The 17697-nt window shown below is 49.1% G+C and carries 22 protein-coding genes; 19 read left to right on the top strand and 3 right to left on the bottom strand.

Annotated elements, in window-relative coordinates:
* Positions 1–32: 32 nt before the first annotated feature.
* A complete protein-coding gene (locus tag ICL07_RS20845; RefSeq protein WP_188089978.1) occupies positions 33–1913 on the bottom strand; it encodes an amidohydrolase in 1881 nt (626 codons plus the stop codon).
* A 98-nt stretch (positions 1914–2011) separates the two neighbouring features.
* Between ICL07_RS20845 and ICL07_RS20850 the strand changes: the two genes are divergently transcribed.
* Entirely contained in the window at positions 2012–2608 is a 597-nt protein-coding gene (locus ICL07_RS20850) for a Crp/Fnr family transcriptional regulator (RefSeq protein ID WP_188089979.1), read from the top strand.
* Between the two features lie 104 nt (positions 2609–2712).
* Positions 2713–3528, top strand: a complete 816-nt coding sequence (locus tag ICL07_RS20855; protein WP_188089980.1) for a sterol desaturase family protein — start codon at positions 2713–2715, stop codon at positions 3526–3528.
* On the opposite strand, the gene ICL07_RS20860 is transcribed toward ICL07_RS20855, so the two are convergent.
* Entirely contained in the window at positions 3485–5005 is a 1521-nt protein-coding gene (locus ICL07_RS20860) for a hypothetical protein (protein WP_188089981.1), read from the bottom strand. The two genes, ICL07_RS20855 and ICL07_RS20860, sit on opposite strands and share 44 nt — an antisense overlap.
* A 208-nt stretch (positions 5006–5213) precedes the next feature.
* On the opposite strand from ICL07_RS20860, the gene ICL07_RS20865 reads away from it, so the two are divergent.
* The 11 genes from ICL07_RS20865 to ICL07_RS20915 all read left to right on the top strand — a co-directional run bounded on the left by ICL07_RS20865 (position 5214) and on the right by ICL07_RS20915 (position 7765).
* Positions 5214–5405: a class I lanthipeptide gene (locus ICL07_RS20865; protein ID WP_188089982.1), complete on the top strand. Its 192-nt coding sequence runs from the start codon at positions 5214–5216 to the stop codon at positions 5403–5405.
* 105 nt (positions 5406–5510) lie between these two features.
* Positions 5511–5711, top strand: a complete 201-nt coding sequence (locus tag ICL07_RS20870; protein WP_188089983.1) for a class I lanthipeptide — start codon at positions 5511–5513, stop codon at positions 5709–5711.
* A 45-nt stretch (positions 5712–5756) separates the two neighbouring features.
* Positions 5757–5951 (top strand): class I lanthipeptide, encoded by a 195-nt coding sequence (locus ICL07_RS20875; protein ID WP_188089984.1) that lies wholly within the window; start codon positions 5757–5759, stop codon positions 5949–5951.
* 91 nt (positions 5952–6042) lie between these two features.
* Positions 6043–6234 (top strand): class I lanthipeptide, encoded by a 192-nt coding sequence (locus ICL07_RS20880; RefSeq protein WP_188089985.1) that lies wholly within the window; start codon positions 6043–6045, stop codon positions 6232–6234.
* Positions 6235–6264: 30 nt separating this feature from the next.
* Entirely contained in the window at positions 6265–6456 is a 192-nt protein-coding gene (locus ICL07_RS20885; protein ID WP_188089986.1) for a class I lanthipeptide, read from the top strand.
* A 28-nt stretch (positions 6457–6484) separates the two neighbouring features.
* Positions 6485–6697, top strand: a complete 213-nt coding sequence (locus tag ICL07_RS32825; RefSeq protein ID WP_188089987.1) for a class I lanthipeptide — start codon at positions 6485–6487, stop codon at positions 6695–6697.
* Positions 6694–6885 carry a class I lanthipeptide gene (locus tag ICL07_RS20895; RefSeq protein WP_188089988.1) on the top strand — a complete coding sequence of 64 codons (192 nt, stop codon included), beginning with the start codon at positions 6694–6696 and terminating at the stop codon, positions 6883–6885. Before ICL07_RS32825 ends, ICL07_RS20895 begins: the two co-directional genes overlap by 4 nt.
* Before the next feature lie 25 nt (positions 6886–6910).
* Positions 6911–7111, top strand: a complete 201-nt coding sequence (locus ICL07_RS20900; RefSeq protein WP_188089989.1) for a class I lanthipeptide — start codon at positions 6911–6913, stop codon at positions 7109–7111.
* 10 nt (positions 7112–7121) lie between these two features.
* Positions 7122–7319 (top strand): class I lanthipeptide, encoded by a 198-nt coding sequence (locus ICL07_RS20905; protein WP_188089990.1) that lies wholly within the window; start codon positions 7122–7124, stop codon positions 7317–7319.
* 32 nt (positions 7320–7351) lie between these two features.
* Complete coding sequence (locus ICL07_RS20910; RefSeq protein WP_188089991.1) at positions 7352–7546, top strand: class I lanthipeptide; 195 nt, start codon at positions 7352–7354, stop codon at positions 7544–7546.
* A 33-nt stretch (positions 7547–7579) separates the two neighbouring features.
* The gene (locus ICL07_RS20915) at positions 7580–7765 is read left to right on the top strand and encodes a class I lanthipeptide (protein ID WP_188089992.1); all 186 of its coding nucleotides are present in this window, start codon (positions 7580–7582) and stop codon (positions 7763–7765) included.
* A 72-nt stretch (positions 7766–7837) separates the two neighbouring features.
* On the opposite strand, the gene ICL07_RS20920 is transcribed toward ICL07_RS20915, so the two are convergent.
* On the bottom strand, positions 7838–8971 hold the full coding sequence (locus ICL07_RS20920; protein ID WP_223152049.1) for an alpha/beta fold hydrolase: 1134 nt from the start codon (positions 8969–8971) through the stop codon (positions 7838–7840).
* Positions 8972–9152: 181 nt separating this feature from the next.
* On the opposite strand from ICL07_RS20920, the gene ICL07_RS20925 reads away from it, so the two are divergent.
* The 6 genes from ICL07_RS20925 (at position 9153) to ICL07_RS20950 (ending at position 17692) form a co-directional block, all read left to right on the top strand.
* Positions 9153–9731: an RNA polymerase sigma factor gene (locus ICL07_RS20925; protein ID WP_188089993.1), complete on the top strand. Its 579-nt coding sequence runs from the start codon at positions 9153–9155 to the stop codon at positions 9729–9731.
* Between the two features lie 62 nt (positions 9732–9793).
* Positions 9794–10963, top strand: a complete 1170-nt coding sequence (locus ICL07_RS20930; RefSeq protein WP_188089994.1) for a FecR family protein — start codon at positions 9794–9796, stop codon at positions 10961–10963.
* Between the two features lie 174 nt (positions 10964–11137).
* Positions 11138–14470 carry a SusC/RagA family TonB-linked outer membrane protein gene (locus ICL07_RS20935; protein WP_188089995.1) on the top strand — a complete coding sequence of 1111 codons (3333 nt, stop codon included), beginning with the start codon at positions 11138–11140 and terminating at the stop codon, positions 14468–14470.
* An 11-nt stretch (positions 14471–14481) separates the two neighbouring features.
* A complete protein-coding gene (locus ICL07_RS20940) occupies positions 14482–15978 on the top strand; it encodes a RagB/SusD family nutrient uptake outer membrane protein (RefSeq protein WP_188089996.1) in 1497 nt (498 codons plus the stop codon).
* Between the two features lie 2 nt (positions 15979–15980).
* A complete protein-coding gene (locus ICL07_RS20945; RefSeq protein ID WP_188089997.1) occupies positions 15981–16733 on the top strand; it encodes a DUF4397 domain-containing protein in 753 nt (250 codons plus the stop codon).
* A 32-nt stretch (positions 16734–16765) separates the two neighbouring features.
* Positions 16766–17692, top strand: coding sequence for an ABC transporter ATP-binding protein (locus ICL07_RS20950; protein WP_223152051.1), 927 nt, complete (start codon positions 16766–16768; stop codon positions 17690–17692).
* Positions 17693–17697: the final 5 nt, after the last annotated feature.

The raw sequence follows: 17697 nt of genomic DNA on the forward strand, positions 1-17697 counted from the left end.
GAAGCGGGATTTGTTGTGTACGGGAACTCCCGTTATTTGCGTTGTGTAAGGGTTTGTTTGTTATTCAGCGCAGGATACACCTGTTTGCCGTCTTTGAAAGTATACATTATTTTCACGGCATCTCTGATCATTTGGGGATTTACCTTTACCGGGTCGTGGCTCAGTACTACAATATCTGCCTTGTAACCCTTTACCAATTTCCCTTTGCAGGTATCTTCGCCCCATTGATAGGCTGCTTCTGTTGTGATAGCTTTTAAGGCATCGTAAACGGGTATACGCTGATCAGGACCGAGCGTAGTATCGCCGTCCAGCGTTTTACGGTTCACCGCGGCGTATACGGCTGTCAGCAGGTCTGGTGGGGTAATAGGAGCATCGGTGTGAATGGTGTAGCGTAAACCTTTTCGTGCAGCTTCCCCGAGCGGGGCAATACGGTTACAACGTGGAGTGCCCAGTACTTCTTTTTTATACCAATCGCCCCACAGGTATACGTGTGTTGGAAAAAAGCTCTCCATCACCAGCGGCATAGTGCCTCCGTCAAGGGGGGCTGCCAGTTTTTTCATGGAATCCAGTTGCTCCGGACGGGTGATCTGGCAATGAATGATCACATTGGGTATATTATGTGCCAGTTTGCTTTTCCCTGTTTTAGCGTTCTTTTGCTTTTTTAGATGGTTGAAGATGTTTAGTACCATATCGATGGCAGCATCCCCATTGCAATGAACGTGTACCGGCATGTCGAGATAGGTGGCCACACTGTCTATTTTCCGCAGCGCATCCGCATAAGCGTATATAGGCGTTCCCTTGTAGCTGTTGTTTTGCCCGATAGGGGGATGTAAATAGGGTTGGGAAAGATAAGCATCCCTGCCCTGAGGGGAGCCATCGAAGGTAAATTTCACGGCGGGGACTTTCATATGTTTATAATAACCAGGGAAGAATTTGTCTTTAAGCGCGCCCAGGTTACTGTTCTGATCATAGTCCGGCAATACAATAAAATCGCCTTTCAGGATATCTGCGTCGTTGGCGCCTGCAATCAGTTCAATGGTACCCGCACCGGCTCTGCCTTCGCAGATGGTGGTGACGCCATATTTGAACCACTCGTATTCTGCCTGCAATAGCCGGGAAACAGCGCTGTCTTTGGCTGCCTGTTTCGCGGCAGGAGAGGAGGCCGCGGTCTTTTGCGATATTTCCATCGCTATTTCCATGGCGTGCACATTGGCGTTTTCCAGCAGCAGCCCTGTTACAATACTGTCCTTACTGTTTTGTGGGCGTGTTTTCACAATCGTGCCGCCGGCATAGAGACCCGGTGGCGTGTTGTTATGGATGCCCATCATATTCAGGAAGCGGGTATTGGCCACACCCATATGGCCGCTTACATGCATGATATAAATGGGATGGGTAGTGGATACGCGGTCCAGTGTGAACCGGGTGGGTTGCTGGTTGCCGGCCAGTTGTGCATCATCATAGTTGTTACCGATGAGGACAGTGGTAGTATCACTGTCAGGCAGATTGTTTTTCCGCAGATAGTCCTGCATCGCCTGTACCAGGGCATTGGAGTCGTTGACATTCCCATAGGGACGGGCGGCCAGGTCTGCCATAGGCAGTGTCATAGCGGCTAAGCCTACGTGGGCATGTGCATCCACGAAAGCAGGCATAATCAGGGCGGAGTCGCCGTATTCCACGATTTGGGTAGTGCCTTCCTTGTAATGGTTCACTTTAGCTTCCTCAAAATTGCCGGTGAAAATGATGCGGCCGTTCCGGATAGCCACGCACTCCGCCAGTTTATTGGCATCATCGTGCTCCATTGTCCGCACATGCCCTTTGAGGATTACGTCCGCTATCTCATGATTGTCATTACATCGGGAAAAGGCCAGTACGGCCAATAGAGATAACAACAGGAATAATGGGGTTTGTTTCATGGAATGGTTATTTTGGTTGCTGGTAAAACAGCGGGGAAACAAAAATGTTCACCATGTCCCATAAAAAATTTCTATTATTGAGGCGTGAAATCTGAAGCATGGGGATCTCTATAGAAGTTTTACAGCATTTGTTACAACAGCTAAATGGCGTACCTCCGGCCGATATGGCGCCCTTGTTTGCGGCTACACGGCATGTGAAACTGGAGGCAGGAGAAACGTATATCCGTGAGGGTGATACCACCCGTAAACTCGCCTATCTGGAACAAGGCATTATCCGGGCATATGCTGTTCGTAATAACGGGGAAGAAGCTACGTTGTTTCTGCGCTGGGAAGGTCAGTTCATCGCTTCGCATGATGCCATCATCCGCCAGCAGCCGGCACGCTTTATATACCGGGCATTGGAAGACACGGTGCTACTGGAAATAAACTACGATCAGCTTGACCAGCTGTTGAAAGAACATCCCCGTATGGAACCGCTACGCAATTACTTTCTGCAGAAAATGCTGGCGGAAGCGCTGGATACGATAGAGGCTTTTGTAACGCTGTCGCCGGAGGAACGTTACCTGCAACTACTGGATAGCCGTGCCGATATTGTAAACCGCGTGCCGGATAAATACATTGCATCCATGCTGGGTGTTACGCCGGTATCCCTCAGCCGGATCCGTAAAAGAATTCATAGCCGCGGTAGAAAATAAGCAGAAATTATCTTTTGTTAACGTGATTTATTATCCTTTGTTAATCGGTGAAAGTGCCTGTGGGGGCTAACTTTGGGTTGTTTAACATCAAAAACGACCGGAACATGCAACTCTTGACCGAAGCCCTGGCCCGTATTTTCAGTGCCTCCGCCGTACGCTATTTTCTGCTGGCAGGTATCCCTTTTATTATGTTTTATAGGTTGTTTCCTGCCCGGTTACAACGGCTGAAAATTCAGCGGAAAGCCGCTTCCCGGAAGGATTTTTTTCGTGAGATCTGGCATTCCATGCAAAGTACGCTGGTATTCAGTGTAATCTCCGTGATCATATTTTTTACGCCGGTGCGCCAGTATACACAGGTATATACGCAACTGCATGATTTTCCACTGTGGTATTTAGGAGTGAGTGTACTGCTGAGTCTTGTGGTACACGACACGTATTTTTATTGGTTGCATCGCCTGCTGCATCATCCCGGGCTGTTTAAATTAACCCACCTGGTACATCATAAAAGCACTAACCCGTCTCCCTGGACATCCTATAGTTTCCACCTGCTGGAAGCCATCGGCGAAGGCGGAGTATTGTTGCTGGTGGTTTGTATCATGCCTATGCATCCGCTGGCTGTGCTGGCGTTTACCGTTGCAGGCTTTATCATCAACGTATACGGTCATCTGGGATATGAACTGATGCCCCGCGGCTTCCGCCGTAGCTGGCTGTTTGAGGTGCTTAATACCTCTGTGCATCATAACCTGCATCATAGCCGTTTCAAAGGTAACTACGGCCTGTATTTTCGTATATGGGACCGCGTGATGGGTACTGAACACCCGGATTATGTAAAGGAATACGACCGGTTGCAGGAACAGCGTTTCGGGAAAACAGCTGCTAGCAGTCAAAGTAAGAAGCCAGTCCCTGTAATGGATTTGTAGGGTAAAAACGTTGCTGTTCATGGATGGTGGAGGCGAAACGGAGCATCGCCAGCACCCTTTCCTTATCTGCGGCATCCGGTGTAGTACCCTGGTTGGGAACCCGTACCTGCCACCTTCGCAGCGCGGAAAGGCTGAATGACCTGATACCAGGATCTGCATCGATGGTGCATAGTACGATATCCGCCAGTACGGCCCAGCCACTCGCATAGGAATAGAAGTGAAGGATACCGCGTTTTACATCCACCGGACTATTCAGGTAATATTCCCTGGCTATCCGTAATACCGTATCGTTGGCCCGGGGTGCCAGGAAATCCAGTATAGCACGCCTGATCGTCATAACAGGATGGTCCATGTGCTCCAGGCAAAACTGATAAGTGGCGTTTTCATCCAGTTTTTGAAGTGTGAAGAAAGCTATCTTCACAATGATAGGATTGCTATGATTCAGGAAGCTCTCCACCACCTGGGCATGCTGACGGGCATTTGTTTCCGCCAGCCCACTCAATGCGCCGGGTAACTGCCGTTGGTTTTTTAACCGCTCCAGATAATAGGCAGTAAAGTCAAAACCCTGGTCTTTCAGCCGGTTGCGGACAAGTTCCCGGATATTAGCTTCCGGATCTGCGATAAAGGGACGCAGGCTGGATACAAGGTTGTCTTGCACGAGACGTAATGCCTTTAACCTGACCCTGGGAGAGGTGGCAGTCATGTATGCGCTGAAATCTCCTGATCGCAGGTGTTCCCTAAAATCTATCATCACTTCCCGTACTTCCGGACTGTAATCAAACTTAAAAAAAGAATGTTCTTCTGCATCTGCGTAGTAACTGAGCAACAAACGCGCTACCATCGCCCGTTGGGTGTCCGGATAAGTGCGATAATGGTCTTTTATCAGGGCGCGATGTTGCTGCAGAAAATCGCAGATGGTTTGCCTGATTATACCCAGGTTGTTTCTTGTCTGCCACTGTCGCCCACTTAGCTGCGGTAGCTTCATCACAAAAGCATCTACCATATCCTGCCGCAGAAACTTTAGTAGCGTAATTTCCGCTGCCTGGCGAACGGGTTTTAACGGATCGGCCAAACGTTGGAGCAGCACCGGTACAGCGGCGGCATCAGGCCACGCTGCCAGTCTGGATACCGCTTTCTCCCGTACATGTCCATTGATATTTAAGGCACAGATGATCAGTAGATAAGCTAACCTGTCAGAAGAAAAGAATGCCTCGAAAAAATCGATATCTGCCGGTTGAATGTCACATCGCTTCAGCCGTTTGTGTAGGGTTTTATAGACCAGATGTTTGGGGTATAGATAAATGATGGTATCACAAATGACCTCCCGGACACTTTCATTAAAGGATAACTGAAGGCAGGGTAACAGATGAAGGATAGACGATGAGTTGCCCGTTGCCCGGATAGTTTCCAGCGCCTGTAATTTGGCTGCAGTATCACCGGGTAAACGAAGCGTTTGCAAGTGTGGTTCAAGGTTCATAGGGAACTTTTAAAAGCGATCCAAGGTATCATTTATTCTCCGGAATACGTTATTCGATCTCATCTTCTCAAGCACTGCAAAAAATTTTTTTTCCTGCTTATTTTGATTATCTTCAGACTGCTCAAAATAATCGATCACTCATGCCAATTTAACCCATTCCATATAATATCATTTTTCAACCCAAATTTGACCTGTAAATCTCCTTCTTATGAAGAAAAAAACAATTGTCGGAAAAAAAATGTCTTTTAACAAAATCACGGTAGCCCACCTGAATGCACAGCAACAGTCGCTGATTGCCGGCGGTATGCCACCTTTTACCTTCCGTCCGGAATGTCTGGTTACCCGGGAGGAAACCTGTCAGACAATACCGTATACACAAGAGGCTTGTGTATTCTGCTAATCTGCTGTTAACTTTTTTACATCCGGAACTAAACTGTCACGGCCGCAGCAATGCCGGCACAGACCTCTATTGCTTCTCTTTTTTCAACCGAAAAATCTCTTTTTTATGAAAAAAAAAGTAGCCATTCCGAAAAAAATGTCTTTTAACAAAACAACCATCGCTCATCTGAATGCACAACAACAGTTGTTCATTGCCGGTGGTATGCCTCCTGTTACCAAACAGCTAACCTGCGATGCGCAAACAAGGCAAATTACCTGTGAAACAATACCGTTCACAGAGGACCATTGTGTTGTCTGCCGTGATTAATTCTTTTTAACCCGAAAATTAAGTAAACCCGTAAATCTCCTCCTTATGAAGAAAAAAGTAGCCATTGGAAAAAAAATGTCTTTTAACAAGACAACCATCGCCCATCTGAATGACCAGCAACAATCGCTGGTGGCCGGCGGTGTAGCCATTATTACCCTGCAGCTGAACTGTCATACAAGGCAGGAAACCTGCGAAACTATTCCGTACACACAGCGCACCTGCGTCCGCTGCCCGGATTGATCTGTCTTTTTATAACCCCGGACCCAAATTATCCCGGCTGCTATAACGCAGGCCGATAGGATTGTTTTGTCCTGCAAAATCCAAAACGATAATGAAAAAGAAAATTTTGAAAGCCGAAAAGAAATTGTATTTCGGTAAATCAGCTATTGCGGTACTTTCTGCATCACAACAGGAAATACTCGCTGGTGGCCTGCCGCCGGTTACCCTCGACCGGAAATGTTACACCCGCGATCAAACCTGTGAAACAATTCCTTACACACAAATGAACTGTATTTACTGTTAAGGCAATTTATTCACCTCTCATTCCATTTTCATGAAAAAGAAAAAAGTAGCTATCGGACGTAAGCTGTCACTCAACAAAGCAACAATTGCTGCATTAAATGCCGCACAGCAGGCTAAAATCGCAGGCGGATTCTTTATTACCCGGCCCATCGAATGCGAATCATTTGTAGAAACCTGTGTTACTGTTCATGTTAAAACAGGTTATTGCGAAATCTGCGAATAGTATGGTCATCTTTTAAAACTGTAATCATATGAAAAAGAAACAAGTCTCTCTCCAGAAAAAACTGACATTGGGTAAGTCTACGGTTGCTGCCCTGACTGCAAATCAACAACAATTGATCGCTGGCGGTAATGCAACAGCTACAGTGGTATGCCAATCCCGCCAACTCACCTGCGCGACCCGTATAAGGCCAACTGGTCCGTGCCAATTGTGTGAGCTGACGTTAGACATCGATTGTCAATGAGAAAGAAAAGTGCGGCCATCGGAAAGAAACTTTCCTTCAACAAGGAAACGATTGCTTCCCTCAATATGGCACAACAGCAGCTGGTGGCCGGTGGCTCACGCACCGTTACCAAACTCATTACCTGCACATCTAATGGCCTTAGTTGTGTAACCTACCAGGATACAGGGAACTGCAATACATGCCCCTGATTTTTAACACCAGGAATTTTTTTTTATGAAAAAGAAATCCGTCAATATCGGTAAGAAACTCGCCTTTACCAAGGAGACCATCGCTCTGCTGAATATGGAACAACAGCAAATGATCGGTGGCAAGGGAATCCCTACCGTCAGAGATTGCCCGACTTTTATCGGTCCTACCTGCGCTACGGAACAGGTGCCTGGCGGTCCCTGTGGTTTATGTCCTATCACTGACTAATCTATTACTGATGAAAAAGAAAAATATTGCTATCAACAAAAGGCTCTCTTTTAATAAGGAGACTATCGCAGCCCTGAACATGCATCAACAGCAACTGATAGCGGGTGGTTTGATACCGGTAACCCAATTGCCCCGTTGCACTACAGGGCAGGATAGAACCTGTCCTACTATCCCCGATACGGCGCACAACTGTGTTCGTTGCATGTAATCTCTCGTTTTTCAGCATAAAAATACAAGGCTATGAAAAAGAAAATTGCTATCAGTAAAAAACTGGCATTTACCAAAGCTACCGTCGCCGTACTCAGCGATGCAGAACGCAACCTGATTGCCGGAGGGAACAGAGGACCGATCACTAATCAGCCTAATTGCACGACTATCATTGTTACCTGTCAAACGGTACAGATGCCGGGTGAGCCTTGCATGGATTGCCAGTAATCTTTGTTTTTTCAGTTGCTAAAAAATGTAGCCATGAAAAAGAAAATTGCTATCAATAAAAAACTGGTGTTCACCAAAGCTGCCGTCGCTGTGCTCAGCGATGCAGAACGGAACATGATCGCTGGCGGGCTGGCCAACAATCAACGCTATCTTCCTACCGTGCGCATTACCTGTAATACGGTACGGTTTCCGGAAGAGCCTTGTGTATACTGTAAATAAACTATATATACAGGATCTGAAAAGCCGCATCAATCACTGCTGATTGATGCGGCTTTATATTTTTAAGGAGGTTTATTTTAATGCCAGCGGCCGTACATCCTGTACAAGTGTCAGTAAAAACTTGCCTGGCTCTTCCATCATCATCAGATGGGAGGAATTTTCAAACCATACTCCTTTTTTATACGGCGCCTTTACTTTTTTCAGCCAGGCATTCGTGGGTTCGGATGGAGTGGTATAGTCGTGCCGTCCCATGAACATCAGCACCGGTATGGGAAATTCCTTTACATGCTTAAAGTCCACTGCCAGGAATTCGTCCATCACCCGGCCCAGCGTGAAGATATTCCCCTCATCAATGGCGGCTACATCTTTTTTATCATATTCGGGCGATAACAGCGGGGCATTAAAGAAGTAGGCGGGCACCGGCCGGTAGGCGGCCAGCCCTCCATATTCCTGCGGCCATTTACGGGCAATAATGATCCGCTCCCGGGTAATGGGCTGGTTGCCCGGGTACGGGGCAATAGACTGCAGCTCCCGGATGGCCGCCGTGTCCTTCCGGCGGGTGGCTTCTTTCAGGCCAAATTCAAAACTTACCCGCTCATTGTCTACCGTGTTGATATTCTGGCCGGCTCCTATATAAACATAAAACAGATCGGGGCGTTTCAGGGCGGCGCGCATGCCGATAATAGTACCCCAGCTATGTCCCATCAGGATCAGTTTCTTTTTATGGTATTTCCGGCATAACTGTTCGGCCAGTTCAATGGCATCGTCTACATAACGGTCTATATGAAGGGTAGCGCCCAGGTTAGTGGTATCGTTGGCCAGGAAACTTTTACCGGAAGCACGCTGATCGTATTGCACCATGGTGAAATACTCTTCCAGTGGCCGTTGCCAGGTCCACATAACAGGCGCCATAGGGGAGGCGGGGCCGCCATGAATAAAAAGAATGACAGGGTTGCTGCTGTCCTGTCCCCGCACAAATACCCATTGATGGGTGCGGCCCAGGGTGGCTTCATAGTTTTCCTGGATGCCACGGGGACTGAGAATCTTACTCAGCTCGGTCACCAGTTTTTTGCCACCGGCATATTTGTCGGGCACATTATTGTTCTGTGCATGACTAACAACAGGGTAATAAAGGAAGATGATCAAAAACAGCAGCATAGCCGATATGCGCTGACAGGTGTTGGCAGACAAAAGATTTGGTTGCATGTGGAGACAGATAAAAGAATAAGCAAAAACGTAAAACGGGAATAAACTTATCGATTTTTATGTTAATGGACAAATACTGGTATAGCCGGGAACGAAAGGCTTCTTTTTTTGCTGCATTTAATATTAAATTTACCCCTGTCTCCGGAGTGGGGAGTTTGATTGTCTGATATCTTACTATAGAATGAATGAACAGGAACTGCTGAAACGACTTGCTATAGGTGACCAGGCAGCGTTTACAGCGATCTACATGCAATACCACGGGGGTATTTATACCTACCTGCTGAAGTTTACCAAAAATCCGCTGCTCACAGAAGACCTGGTGCACGATGTGTTCCTGAAGATCTGGGAGATCCGGGAACAGCTGGACATCCAGTCGTCCTTTGCTGCTTACCTGTACCGCCTGGCCCGTAATACAGCCCTTACCCAGCTGAACAGGCTTACCTTGTTTGACGCCGTGCGCGATGAGGTCATGCACCGCGTTTCCCTGGGCATTCATGAACAGTCCGTGTTTAATGCTGTTGAACAGAAACAATACGAGGAACTGTTACAGAAGGCAATTGATAACCTTCCCCCACAGCGCCGGGAAGCATTTATCCTTTGCCGCCGGCAGGGGAAAAGTTACGAAGAAGCGGCTGCGCTGATGAATATTTCCCGTAATACGTTCAAACAGCACCTGTCCCTGGCGGTAAAATCCATCCGGGAATACCTGCTGGAGCATGGCAATATCTCCCTGCTGATGCTGCTGATAGCCATGAAATAAAAAAAACGGAATTTTTTTTCCGGACCATCCACCCATTTCTTTTACTCATTAGTCTTATTAGTATGGAACCAAATAAATTTCCTGCAGACCTGTTGCAAAAGTACCTCGACGGCACCATCACGGAACCGGAGAGTGAAACGCTTTTTGCCTGGCTGAAGGAAAACCCGGCAGCGGTGGAAACGGATATGGAAGCGGTGCTGCGGGGGAATTATGACGCAGCTTTTGAGAATCCGATACCTTTAACAGCAGGGGGAAGCCAACGTATCCTCGACAGGCTGATGGTGTCTATGGCGGCGGAAGAAGAACCGGTTGAACACCGGCTGCCCCTGTGGCGGCGCACCTGGGTACGGTACGCAGCGGCGGCCATTATAACAGGCGTGGTAGCCGCTACGGGAGCGCAGTGGCTCCATAGCCGGAAACAAACGCAGGTAGCGCCGCCGGTGGTCATTGCCAGCGGCACCAACAGGGCAGTGCTGAAACTGTCCAACGGACAGGAAATTATGCTCGACAGTACCCGGGGCAGTATCGTACAGGAGCCCGGTCTCACGGTCCGCAACGACAGCGGGCGGCTGAATTACCAGGGAGCTACTGCGGCAGTGGAATACCATACCCTCACAACACCCAGGGGCGGGCAATACCGCATACAACTGCCCGACGGCACAGCCGTATGGCTCAATGCCGCCTCCAGTATCACCTATCCGACGGCTTTTACGGAGAAAGTTCGTGCCGTTATTATTACCGGCGAAGCCTACTTTGAAGTGGCCGCCAATACGCGCCAGCCTTTCCGTGTGGATGTTAATGGCAAAGCTACTGTGGAGGTGCTGGGTACCCGGTTCAACGTAAATGCCTATACGGATGAAAACAGCATTCGTACCACCCTGGTGGATGGCAGCGTACGGGTGAATCATAAACAGGCATCCGTGGTGCTGAAGCCGGGACAACAGGCGGCCATATCGGAAACAGGGCTGCAACTGCTGGAACATCCCGACCTGGATATGGCCATGGCATGGAAAAACGGCTCCTTCCAGTTTGACCATGCCCACCTGAAGGAAGTCCTGCGGCAAATGGCCCGATGGTATGATGTGACGGTGGTTTATGAGCCGGGTAGTGCAGATATCATCTTCAGCGGAGAAATTAAAAGAGACCTGGACCTGTCACAGGCGCTGATAGTACTGGAAAGAATGGGCGTCCGTTACCGGATTGAAGGAAAACAATTGATAATAATGCCATAAAGCAACCATAATAAAAATTCAGATCAACAAGCAACAACTGGTGAGGAGGTGAACATACCGGCCTTAGTGGTCAGGGCCTGGTATGTCCCGGAATGAAAAGCCCTTAAAGCTTACAGGCGGAGCCATGCCCGGCCGCTTCTGATACCAGGATTATTTATCAACCAAAAAAATGTTATGCCAGAATTGAGACATCCAAAGCGGTATATACCGTGGAAACAGCTGGGGCTCTTGCTGCTGGTGGTTTTCTGCCTGCCGCTGCGGGGATTATCCCAGACTATGACTTATAGCGGCAAAAAAGTGTCGCTGCAACAGGCGTTTGCAGAGGTGAAAAAACAAACCAACTATGCGGTGGTATTCAATCCGGAACAGGTAGACGTAACGTTGACAGTTCCGGTGAATGCCCACAACCAGCCGCTGGATGCATTTATGAAAGCGCTGCTGGCAAAAACGCCGCTGAGCTATTCGATCGTGGGGACCACCATCGTGATATTCCGCAAATCGGATATGCCGCCGGCATTTAATACGCCCCCACCACCGGCAGAAATAATGGGGGTGGTATTCGATGAAAAAACAACCCAGCCGATACCAGGGGTGAGTGTGTTCGCCAGCGCTTCCAATAAAGGCACGCAAACAAATGAAAAGGGATTTTTTTCCCTGAAGAATGTAAAGGACGCAGAAATACTCACTTTCTCCAGCATCGGCTATGAGAAGGTGAGTATGCCTGCAGGACAACCGGGTGTGAGCATGTATGTGAGAATGAAGACCGCCACCAGTGAGCTGGATCAGGCCGTAGTACAGGCCTATGGCGTTACCAGCAAACGCCTGGCTACCGGTAATATCACAAAGGTCAGCGGAGCGGAGATTGCTTCGCAGCCGGTCATGAACCCCCTACAAGCCTTGCAGGGCAGGGTACCGGGTTTATTGGTGACGCAGACAAGCGGTTATGCCAGCTCGCCGGTTAAACTGGAGATCAGGGGACGGAACTCCCTCGGAAAGGGTTTTTTGTCTGATCCGCTATATATCGTTGATGGGGTGCCGTTGACGGTATTAGATCTCAACCCATCGGTCAACGGTGTCTCCAGTGGTTTTGTACAGGGAGGGCTCGTGCCTACCGGCGGCCAAAGTCCGCTGTTTGGCCTTAGTGCTAAAGATATTGAAAGCATCGAAGTATTGAAAGATGCGGATGCTACCGCTATATATGGTTCCCGGGGCGCTAATGGGGTGATCATCATCACCACCAAAAGAGGTAAAATGGGAAAAACCACTTTGTCACTCGATGCAAAGGAAGGCATCGTAACGGTACCCCGCCGGTGGCAACTGCTGGATACCCGGCAATACCTGCAAATGAGACGGGAAGCCTTTAAAAATGATGGCATAGCGCCTACGGTCGCCAATGCACCTGACCTGATGCTGTGGGATACTACCCGGTATACCAACTGGCAAAAGGAGCTGCTGGGTACCGGCAAAATGACCTCCGTATCTGCCAGCCTTTCAGGGGGCGACAATCATAATACTTTTTATGTGGGCGCCAACTATGGCCGTCAGGTGGAAATACTGAGCAGAAGCGGCGCTTCGCAGAAAGCATCGCTCATGTCCCGTATCCGGCACAACAGCAATAATCAGAAGTTCAGCATAATGGTGGGCAGTACCATCGGCTATACGAAAGTAGATGCGATCCAGAACAATTCCAATGCCATTTACCTGGCGCCAAATGCACCACCGATTTTTGATAGCAAAGGTAATCTCAATTATGAAGAGTGGAACGCTTCCGGCAAAGCAACAGATCCATATCCGTTTGCCCCTTTGCTGTATAAAAGCAATAATCAGACAAACCAGTTCGATGGTAATATGGAGATACGCTATGAGATTATCAAAGGACTCACCTTTAGCACTACCGGTGGCTATTCTTATGTGAGTGGCAATAATCACAGCACCCAACCAATTGCCAGTCAGAATCCTATCACAAACCCCACGGGAATGGCGATTTTCGGGACAACCCGTAATACCAACTGGATCGTGGAACCACAATTGGCCTACAGCCGGTTTATCGGCAAAGGGGACCTTTCCGTGCAGGCAGGCGCCAGTTATCAGGCCGCCGCTACCAATGGCGGTACCATCTTTGGTTTTGGGTATACCGACGATGCATTATTGAATAGTGTGACCAACGCACCTTTCCAGCAGGCGAGTGAAAATGTGGCCCGTTATAAATATGCCGCCGTATTTGGCCGTATCTCCTATAACTGGGATAATAAATACATGCTGAACCTGAATGCCAGAAGAGACGGCTCTTCCCGTTTCGCGCCCGGACGGCAGTACGGTAACTTCGGTTCGGTAGGCCTTGGGTGGATTCTTTCGGAAGAACCATGGGTAAAAGCGGTATTGCCCTCCTGGGTGAGCTTCCTGAAACTGCGCGGCAGCTACGGTATCACCGGGGGTGATGGATCTATCGGTGATTACCAGTACCTGTCCCAATGGAGCACCATGTTAAACAATATACCTTTGGCCCAATATGGAGGTATTCCGCCTTATGTACCGATACATGCCCTGAACCAGGACTATCACTGGGAAGCCAATAAAAAAATGGAAGGTGCGTTAACAGCCAGCTTCCTGAATGACCGTATCAACCTGGAAGTGGCACACTACCGTAATCGTACCGGAGATCAGGTGACTGGCCTGCCTACGCCGTTTTATACCGGATTTAACTCCGTAATTGCGAACTGGCCGGCGGTGGTACAAAACAGCGGCTGGGAAGGTTTGCTGAGAGCAAATCTCATTCAACAAAAAGATCTGTCCTGGTCGGTATCATTCAATATCTCCCGTAACCACAACAAACTGGTATCCTATCCCGGACTGGAACTGTCCCCTTATTACAACGTATACAAAATAGGGGAGTCCCTTTCTTCTCAGTACTATCTGCACTACCTGGGGATAGATCCGCTCACCGGTAAACACAGTTTTGAAGACCATAATCAGGACGGTTTTATCGATGTGGCACAGTCGGGTCTAACTACCGCAACGGCCGACCGCTACGTTGCCATTGATATAGCACCTAAATACTATGGCGGCATAGGTTCCCAGTTCACCTGGAAAGGGATACGCCTGGACCTCTTCTTTGATTTCAAAAAACAAATCGGCGCCGATCCTTTCGCCAGCATTGTCCCCGGCACGTTTACCAATATCCCGGTGAAAGCACTGGATAACCACTGGACCAAACCGGGCGACAACGCTAAATACGTCCGTTATACGTCGTCGGGTAGCAGCTATTTAAATACGTCTGACGGCGCTTTTACGGACGCTTCCTACCTCCGTTTACGCAGCCTCTCCCTCAGTTATGATGTTTCTGAAAAGCTGATAAAAAGAGCGCGCATGGAAAGTCTCCGTTTGTTTATGCAGACAGAAAATATTTTCACCATTACCCGGTTCCCGGGCCTCGATCCGGATTTGCCGAACCCGCTGGCGCTGCCCGCTCCCAGAACAATTACCGGTGGTGTCACACTTAATTTTTAAATGATCAGTTTATGCAGACCTATCATAAAATCATCGCTGTTTCCGGAGGCTTGCTGTTATGGGCTATGCTTCAATCATCCTGCGAAAAACTGGTATCCGTACCTGATCCGGTAAACACCATTTCCACACCACAGGTGTTTGGCTCTGAAAAACAGGCCAATGGCGCCATGGCTGGTATCTATACCCGTATGATCAACGGAGATAATCCCGTATCGGCGCCACCTGTCGGAGATCAGTCGTTTGCGGCCGGGCTTTCTACCGTTATGGGTGGCCTGTCATCCGATGAACTGTTTTTTTTCCGTACCACGGCAGATAAATCATGGTACCTGCCTAATATCAACAAACTCACCGTCTTCGATGCCGGCCGTTCCGGTGGTCTCTGGAATTCTGCTTATACCGCTATATACGGCGCCAATTCCGTGATTGAAGGTATTGCCGGTTCATCATCATCCAATGTGAAAGACAGTGTGAAACAGGCGTTAACCGGTGAAGCGAAGTTCGTAAGGGCGTTCTCTTATTTCTATCTCACCAACTTTTTTGGTGATGTCCCACTGGCACTGACCATCGATTTTAATAAAACGAGGATCATGCCAAGGACACCACAGGTACAGATCTATCAGCAATTGGTGAAGGACCTGCAGGAGGCGGCAGCCACCATGCCGGAAGCCTATCCTACCGCTACCGGAGAAAGAATACGCCCTAACCGTTATGCTGCGACCGCACTGCTGGCAAGGGTTTACCTCTACCAGCGCGACTATGCCGGCGCCGTAGATGCGGCCACCGCTGTGATCAACCACACTAGCCTGTACCAGCTGGAGCCCGACCCGGACAATGCCTTTGTTGTGGCAAGTAAAGAGGCTATCTGGCAACTGCAGCAGTCCAATACAGCGGTGCAGCGGAATAATGCTACTCCGGAAGGATATCTAATGCTTCCCACTATCCTGAAGACTGGTATTGCGCAATATTGTTTGACCGACGGGCTGATGAAAGCATTTGAACCCGGAGATAAACGCCTTATGTGGATAGACAGTACCAGGACTACTGCTGTGGTGGGTACCCCCGAAGTGACCGCCTATTATCCGGTTAAATACAAAATCGGCGTTCCTAATAACAGTTATGGCGCCCCGCCAAGGGAATATTACGTGATGCTGCGTTTGGCCGAACAATACCTGATACGCGCTGAAGCGGCAGCCAACGGCGGTCCGGGCGGACTGGCCGCCGCTATCGCCGATCTGAACGTGATCCGTTCCAGGGCTGGAGTACCGGCATTGCCTAATTCATTGAGCAAAGACCAGGTGCTGGCAGCAGTAGCGAAAGAACGGCAAACGGAACTCTTTGCGGAATGGGGCCATCGCTGGTTTGATCTGAAACGTACCGGCAAAGCGCACGAGGTATTATCAGCCATTACCTTAAAACAGCCATGGGCAGGCGATTACCAGCTGGTATATCCAATCCCGGTGTCTGAAATCAACGTAAATCATTTCCTGACTCAAAATCCCGGTTATTGATTATGAAACGGATCATTTATTCCGCAGGCTGCCTGCTGATATTATTACTGGCAGCCTGTTCCAAAGATAAAACCAAACCCGGCACCGCTTCGTTGACCATCATCAACGCGGTGCCCGGCAGCCGGCCCCTGGTCACCAATTTCAGTGGTACCCAGCCTATACAGTACAACATAGCCAACCAGGTGCAGTACGGTGTAGTGGAGCTGTTGCACAACTACTTCAGCTCTTACGCCGGCAGTCAGCCGCTGGCATTGTATCAGTATCCTGACACGACAGAAAAAAGCAAACCACTGTTTAACCTGATGCTCGACCTGCCGGTAGGCGCTATGCGCACCCTGTTTCTTACGGGTACGGTAGATGCGCCTGATACCTTGTTCACCACCGATGTGGTGCCCTATCATCCGCTGGGTGACAGCGTATGCGGCTTCCGCTTCGTGAACCTTTCTCCCGGCAGCGCTCCGGTGAAAATAACAATCAAGGATAAAAACGGCGTGCCGGAAGTGGCCAGCCTTCCCTTCAAAGGGATCACCGGTTTCAGGAATTACCCGGTCAATGCGGCGCAGGAAGACTATACGCTTGAATTCAGCGATGCCGCCACCGGACAGTTGATTACCAGCTATACTACGGTAGGGGTGCATAATCCTCCGCCCAACAGTATCGAAGCGTGGGCCTACCAGAACTATACTTTCGCCTTGATAGGCATCCCGGGTGGTACCAACGGACAGGAACAAAAAGTGTTGCGCATCAGGTACTAGCCGGCATCTACTTTCAATTATTCAAAACGATTATGAGCACTATCTTAAAAATTGACCGGCTCTCACACAGGTACAGCAGTGCCTGGGCTATCCGCGATATTAACCTGGAAATAGGCCATACCGGCGTTATCGGACTGTTAGGGTCCAACGGCGCCGGGAAGTCTACCACCATGAATATTATCTGCGGTGTGCTGAACCAGACAGAGGGCCACGTGTATGTGAATGGGCTGGATATACGCCAGCAACCGGAACTGGCCAAAAAGGAAATTGGTTTCCTGCCCCAGAACCCGCCGGTTTATACCGATCTGACAGTGGATGAATACCTGCATTATACGGCGCAGCTGCGTCACATAGAAAAAGGTAAAGTGCGCCAGGCAGTAGAAGAGGCGAAGGAGCGGGTAGGCATCTCCCACTTCAGTACCCGCCTCATAGGTAATCTCTCCGGCGGTTATCGCCAGCGGGTAGGCATTGCGCAGGCGATCATCCATAAACCCAAACTGGTGGTGATGGACGAGCCTACCAACGGGTTAGACCCCAACCAGCTCATAGAAGCCAGAAAACTGATCCGCGAAATAGGACAAGATCATACCGTATTGCTGTCGTCACATATTCTCTCAGAAGTACACCTGCTGTGCCGGGAAATTGTGATGATAGAAGGTGGCCGGGTGATCTTCTCCGATACCATGGATGCTTTCAATAACTACGTGCAACCACACAGCGTGCTGGTACGGATGGAACAAGCACCCACCGCAGCGGAGCTGCAACAGATAGAAGGCGTGTCCAGGGTAGATATGCTCAGCGATCGCCAGATACGCATCTATTTCGATGGCGATGAGAGCATCACCGAAAGAATTATCGCAGCCAGCGTGCAACACGGATGGCGGCTGCGGGAGATTAACCTCGACAAAGGATTGCTGGATGATATTTTCAAACAGTTATCTATTCAATCGCTTCAATAATTTTT

Origin of the sequence: Chitinophaga qingshengii (assembly GCF_014529935.1) — a bacterium.
In the GTDB taxonomy this organism is placed as follows: Bacteria; Bacteroidota; Bacteroidia; order Chitinophagales; family Chitinophagaceae; genus Chitinophaga; species Chitinophaga qingshengii.

What these genes read in the sequence shown, in the direction of transcription:
- ICL07_RS20900 (WP_188089989.1), top strand. Translation starts at nt 6,911, where the DNA reads ATGAAAAAGAAATCCGTCAATATCGGTAAGAAACTCGCCTTTACCAAG.
- ICL07_RS20930 (WP_188089994.1), top strand. Translation starts at nt 9,794, where the DNA reads ATGGAACCAAATAAATTTCCTGCAGACCTGTTGCAAAAGTACCTCGAC.
- ICL07_RS20850 (WP_188089979.1), top strand. Translation starts at nt 2,012, where the DNA reads ATGGGGATCTCTATAGAAGTTTTACAGCATTTGTTACAACAGCTAAAT.
- ICL07_RS20915 (WP_188089992.1), top strand. Translation starts at nt 7,580, where the DNA reads ATGAAAAAGAAAATTGCTATCAATAAAAAACTGGTGTTCACCAAAGCT.
- ICL07_RS20880 (WP_188089985.1), top strand. Translation starts at nt 6,043, where the DNA reads ATGAAAAAGAAAATTTTGAAAGCCGAAAAGAAATTGTATTTCGGTAAA.
- ICL07_RS20945 (WP_188089997.1), top strand. Translation starts at nt 15,981, where the DNA reads ATGAAACGGATCATTTATTCCGCAGGCTGCCTGCTGATATTATTACTG.
- ICL07_RS32825 (WP_188089987.1), top strand. Translation starts at nt 6,485, where the DNA reads ATGAAAAAGAAACAAGTCTCTCTCCAGAAAAAACTGACATTGGGTAAG.
- ICL07_RS20920 (WP_223152049.1), bottom strand. Translation starts at nt 8,971, where the DNA reads ATGCAACCAAATCTTTTGTCTGCCAACACCTGTCAGCGCATATCGGCT.
- ICL07_RS20875 (WP_188089984.1), top strand. Translation starts at nt 5,757, where the DNA reads ATGAAGAAAAAAGTAGCCATTGGAAAAAAAATGTCTTTTAACAAGACA.
- ICL07_RS20950 (WP_223152051.1), top strand. Translation starts at nt 16,766, where the DNA reads ATGAGCACTATCTTAAAAATTGACCGGCTCTCACACAGGTACAGCAGT.
- ICL07_RS20940 (WP_188089996.1), top strand. Translation starts at nt 14,482, where the DNA reads ATGCAGACCTATCATAAAATCATCGCTGTTTCCGGAGGCTTGCTGTTA.
- ICL07_RS20925 (WP_188089993.1), top strand. Translation starts at nt 9,153, where the DNA reads ATGAATGAACAGGAACTGCTGAAACGACTTGCTATAGGTGACCAGGCA.
- ICL07_RS20865 (WP_188089982.1), top strand. Translation starts at nt 5,214, where the DNA reads ATGAAGAAAAAAACAATTGTCGGAAAAAAAATGTCTTTTAACAAAATC.
- ICL07_RS20860 (WP_188089981.1), bottom strand. Translation starts at nt 5,005, where the DNA reads ATGAACCTTGAACCACACTTGCAAACGCTTCGTTTACCCGGTGATACT.
- ICL07_RS20845 (WP_188089978.1), bottom strand. Translation starts at nt 1,913, where the DNA reads ATGAAACAAACCCCATTATTCCTGTTGTTATCTCTATTGGCCGTACTG.
- ICL07_RS20935 (WP_188089995.1), top strand. Translation starts at nt 11,138, where the DNA reads ATGCCAGAATTGAGACATCCAAAGCGGTATATACCGTGGAAACAGCTG.
- ICL07_RS20905 (WP_188089990.1), top strand. Translation starts at nt 7,122, where the DNA reads ATGAAAAAGAAAAATATTGCTATCAACAAAAGGCTCTCTTTTAATAAG.
- ICL07_RS20910 (WP_188089991.1), top strand. Translation starts at nt 7,352, where the DNA reads ATGAAAAAGAAAATTGCTATCAGTAAAAAACTGGCATTTACCAAAGCT.
- ICL07_RS20885 (WP_188089986.1), top strand. Translation starts at nt 6,265, where the DNA reads ATGAAAAAGAAAAAAGTAGCTATCGGACGTAAGCTGTCACTCAACAAA.
- ICL07_RS20895 (WP_188089988.1), top strand. Translation starts at nt 6,694, where the DNA reads ATGAGAAAGAAAAGTGCGGCCATCGGAAAGAAACTTTCCTTCAACAAG.
- ICL07_RS20855 (WP_188089980.1), top strand. Translation starts at nt 2,713, where the DNA reads ATGCAACTCTTGACCGAAGCCCTGGCCCGTATTTTCAGTGCCTCCGCC.
- ICL07_RS20870 (WP_188089983.1), top strand. Translation starts at nt 5,511, where the DNA reads ATGAAAAAAAAAGTAGCCATTCCGAAAAAAATGTCTTTTAACAAAACA.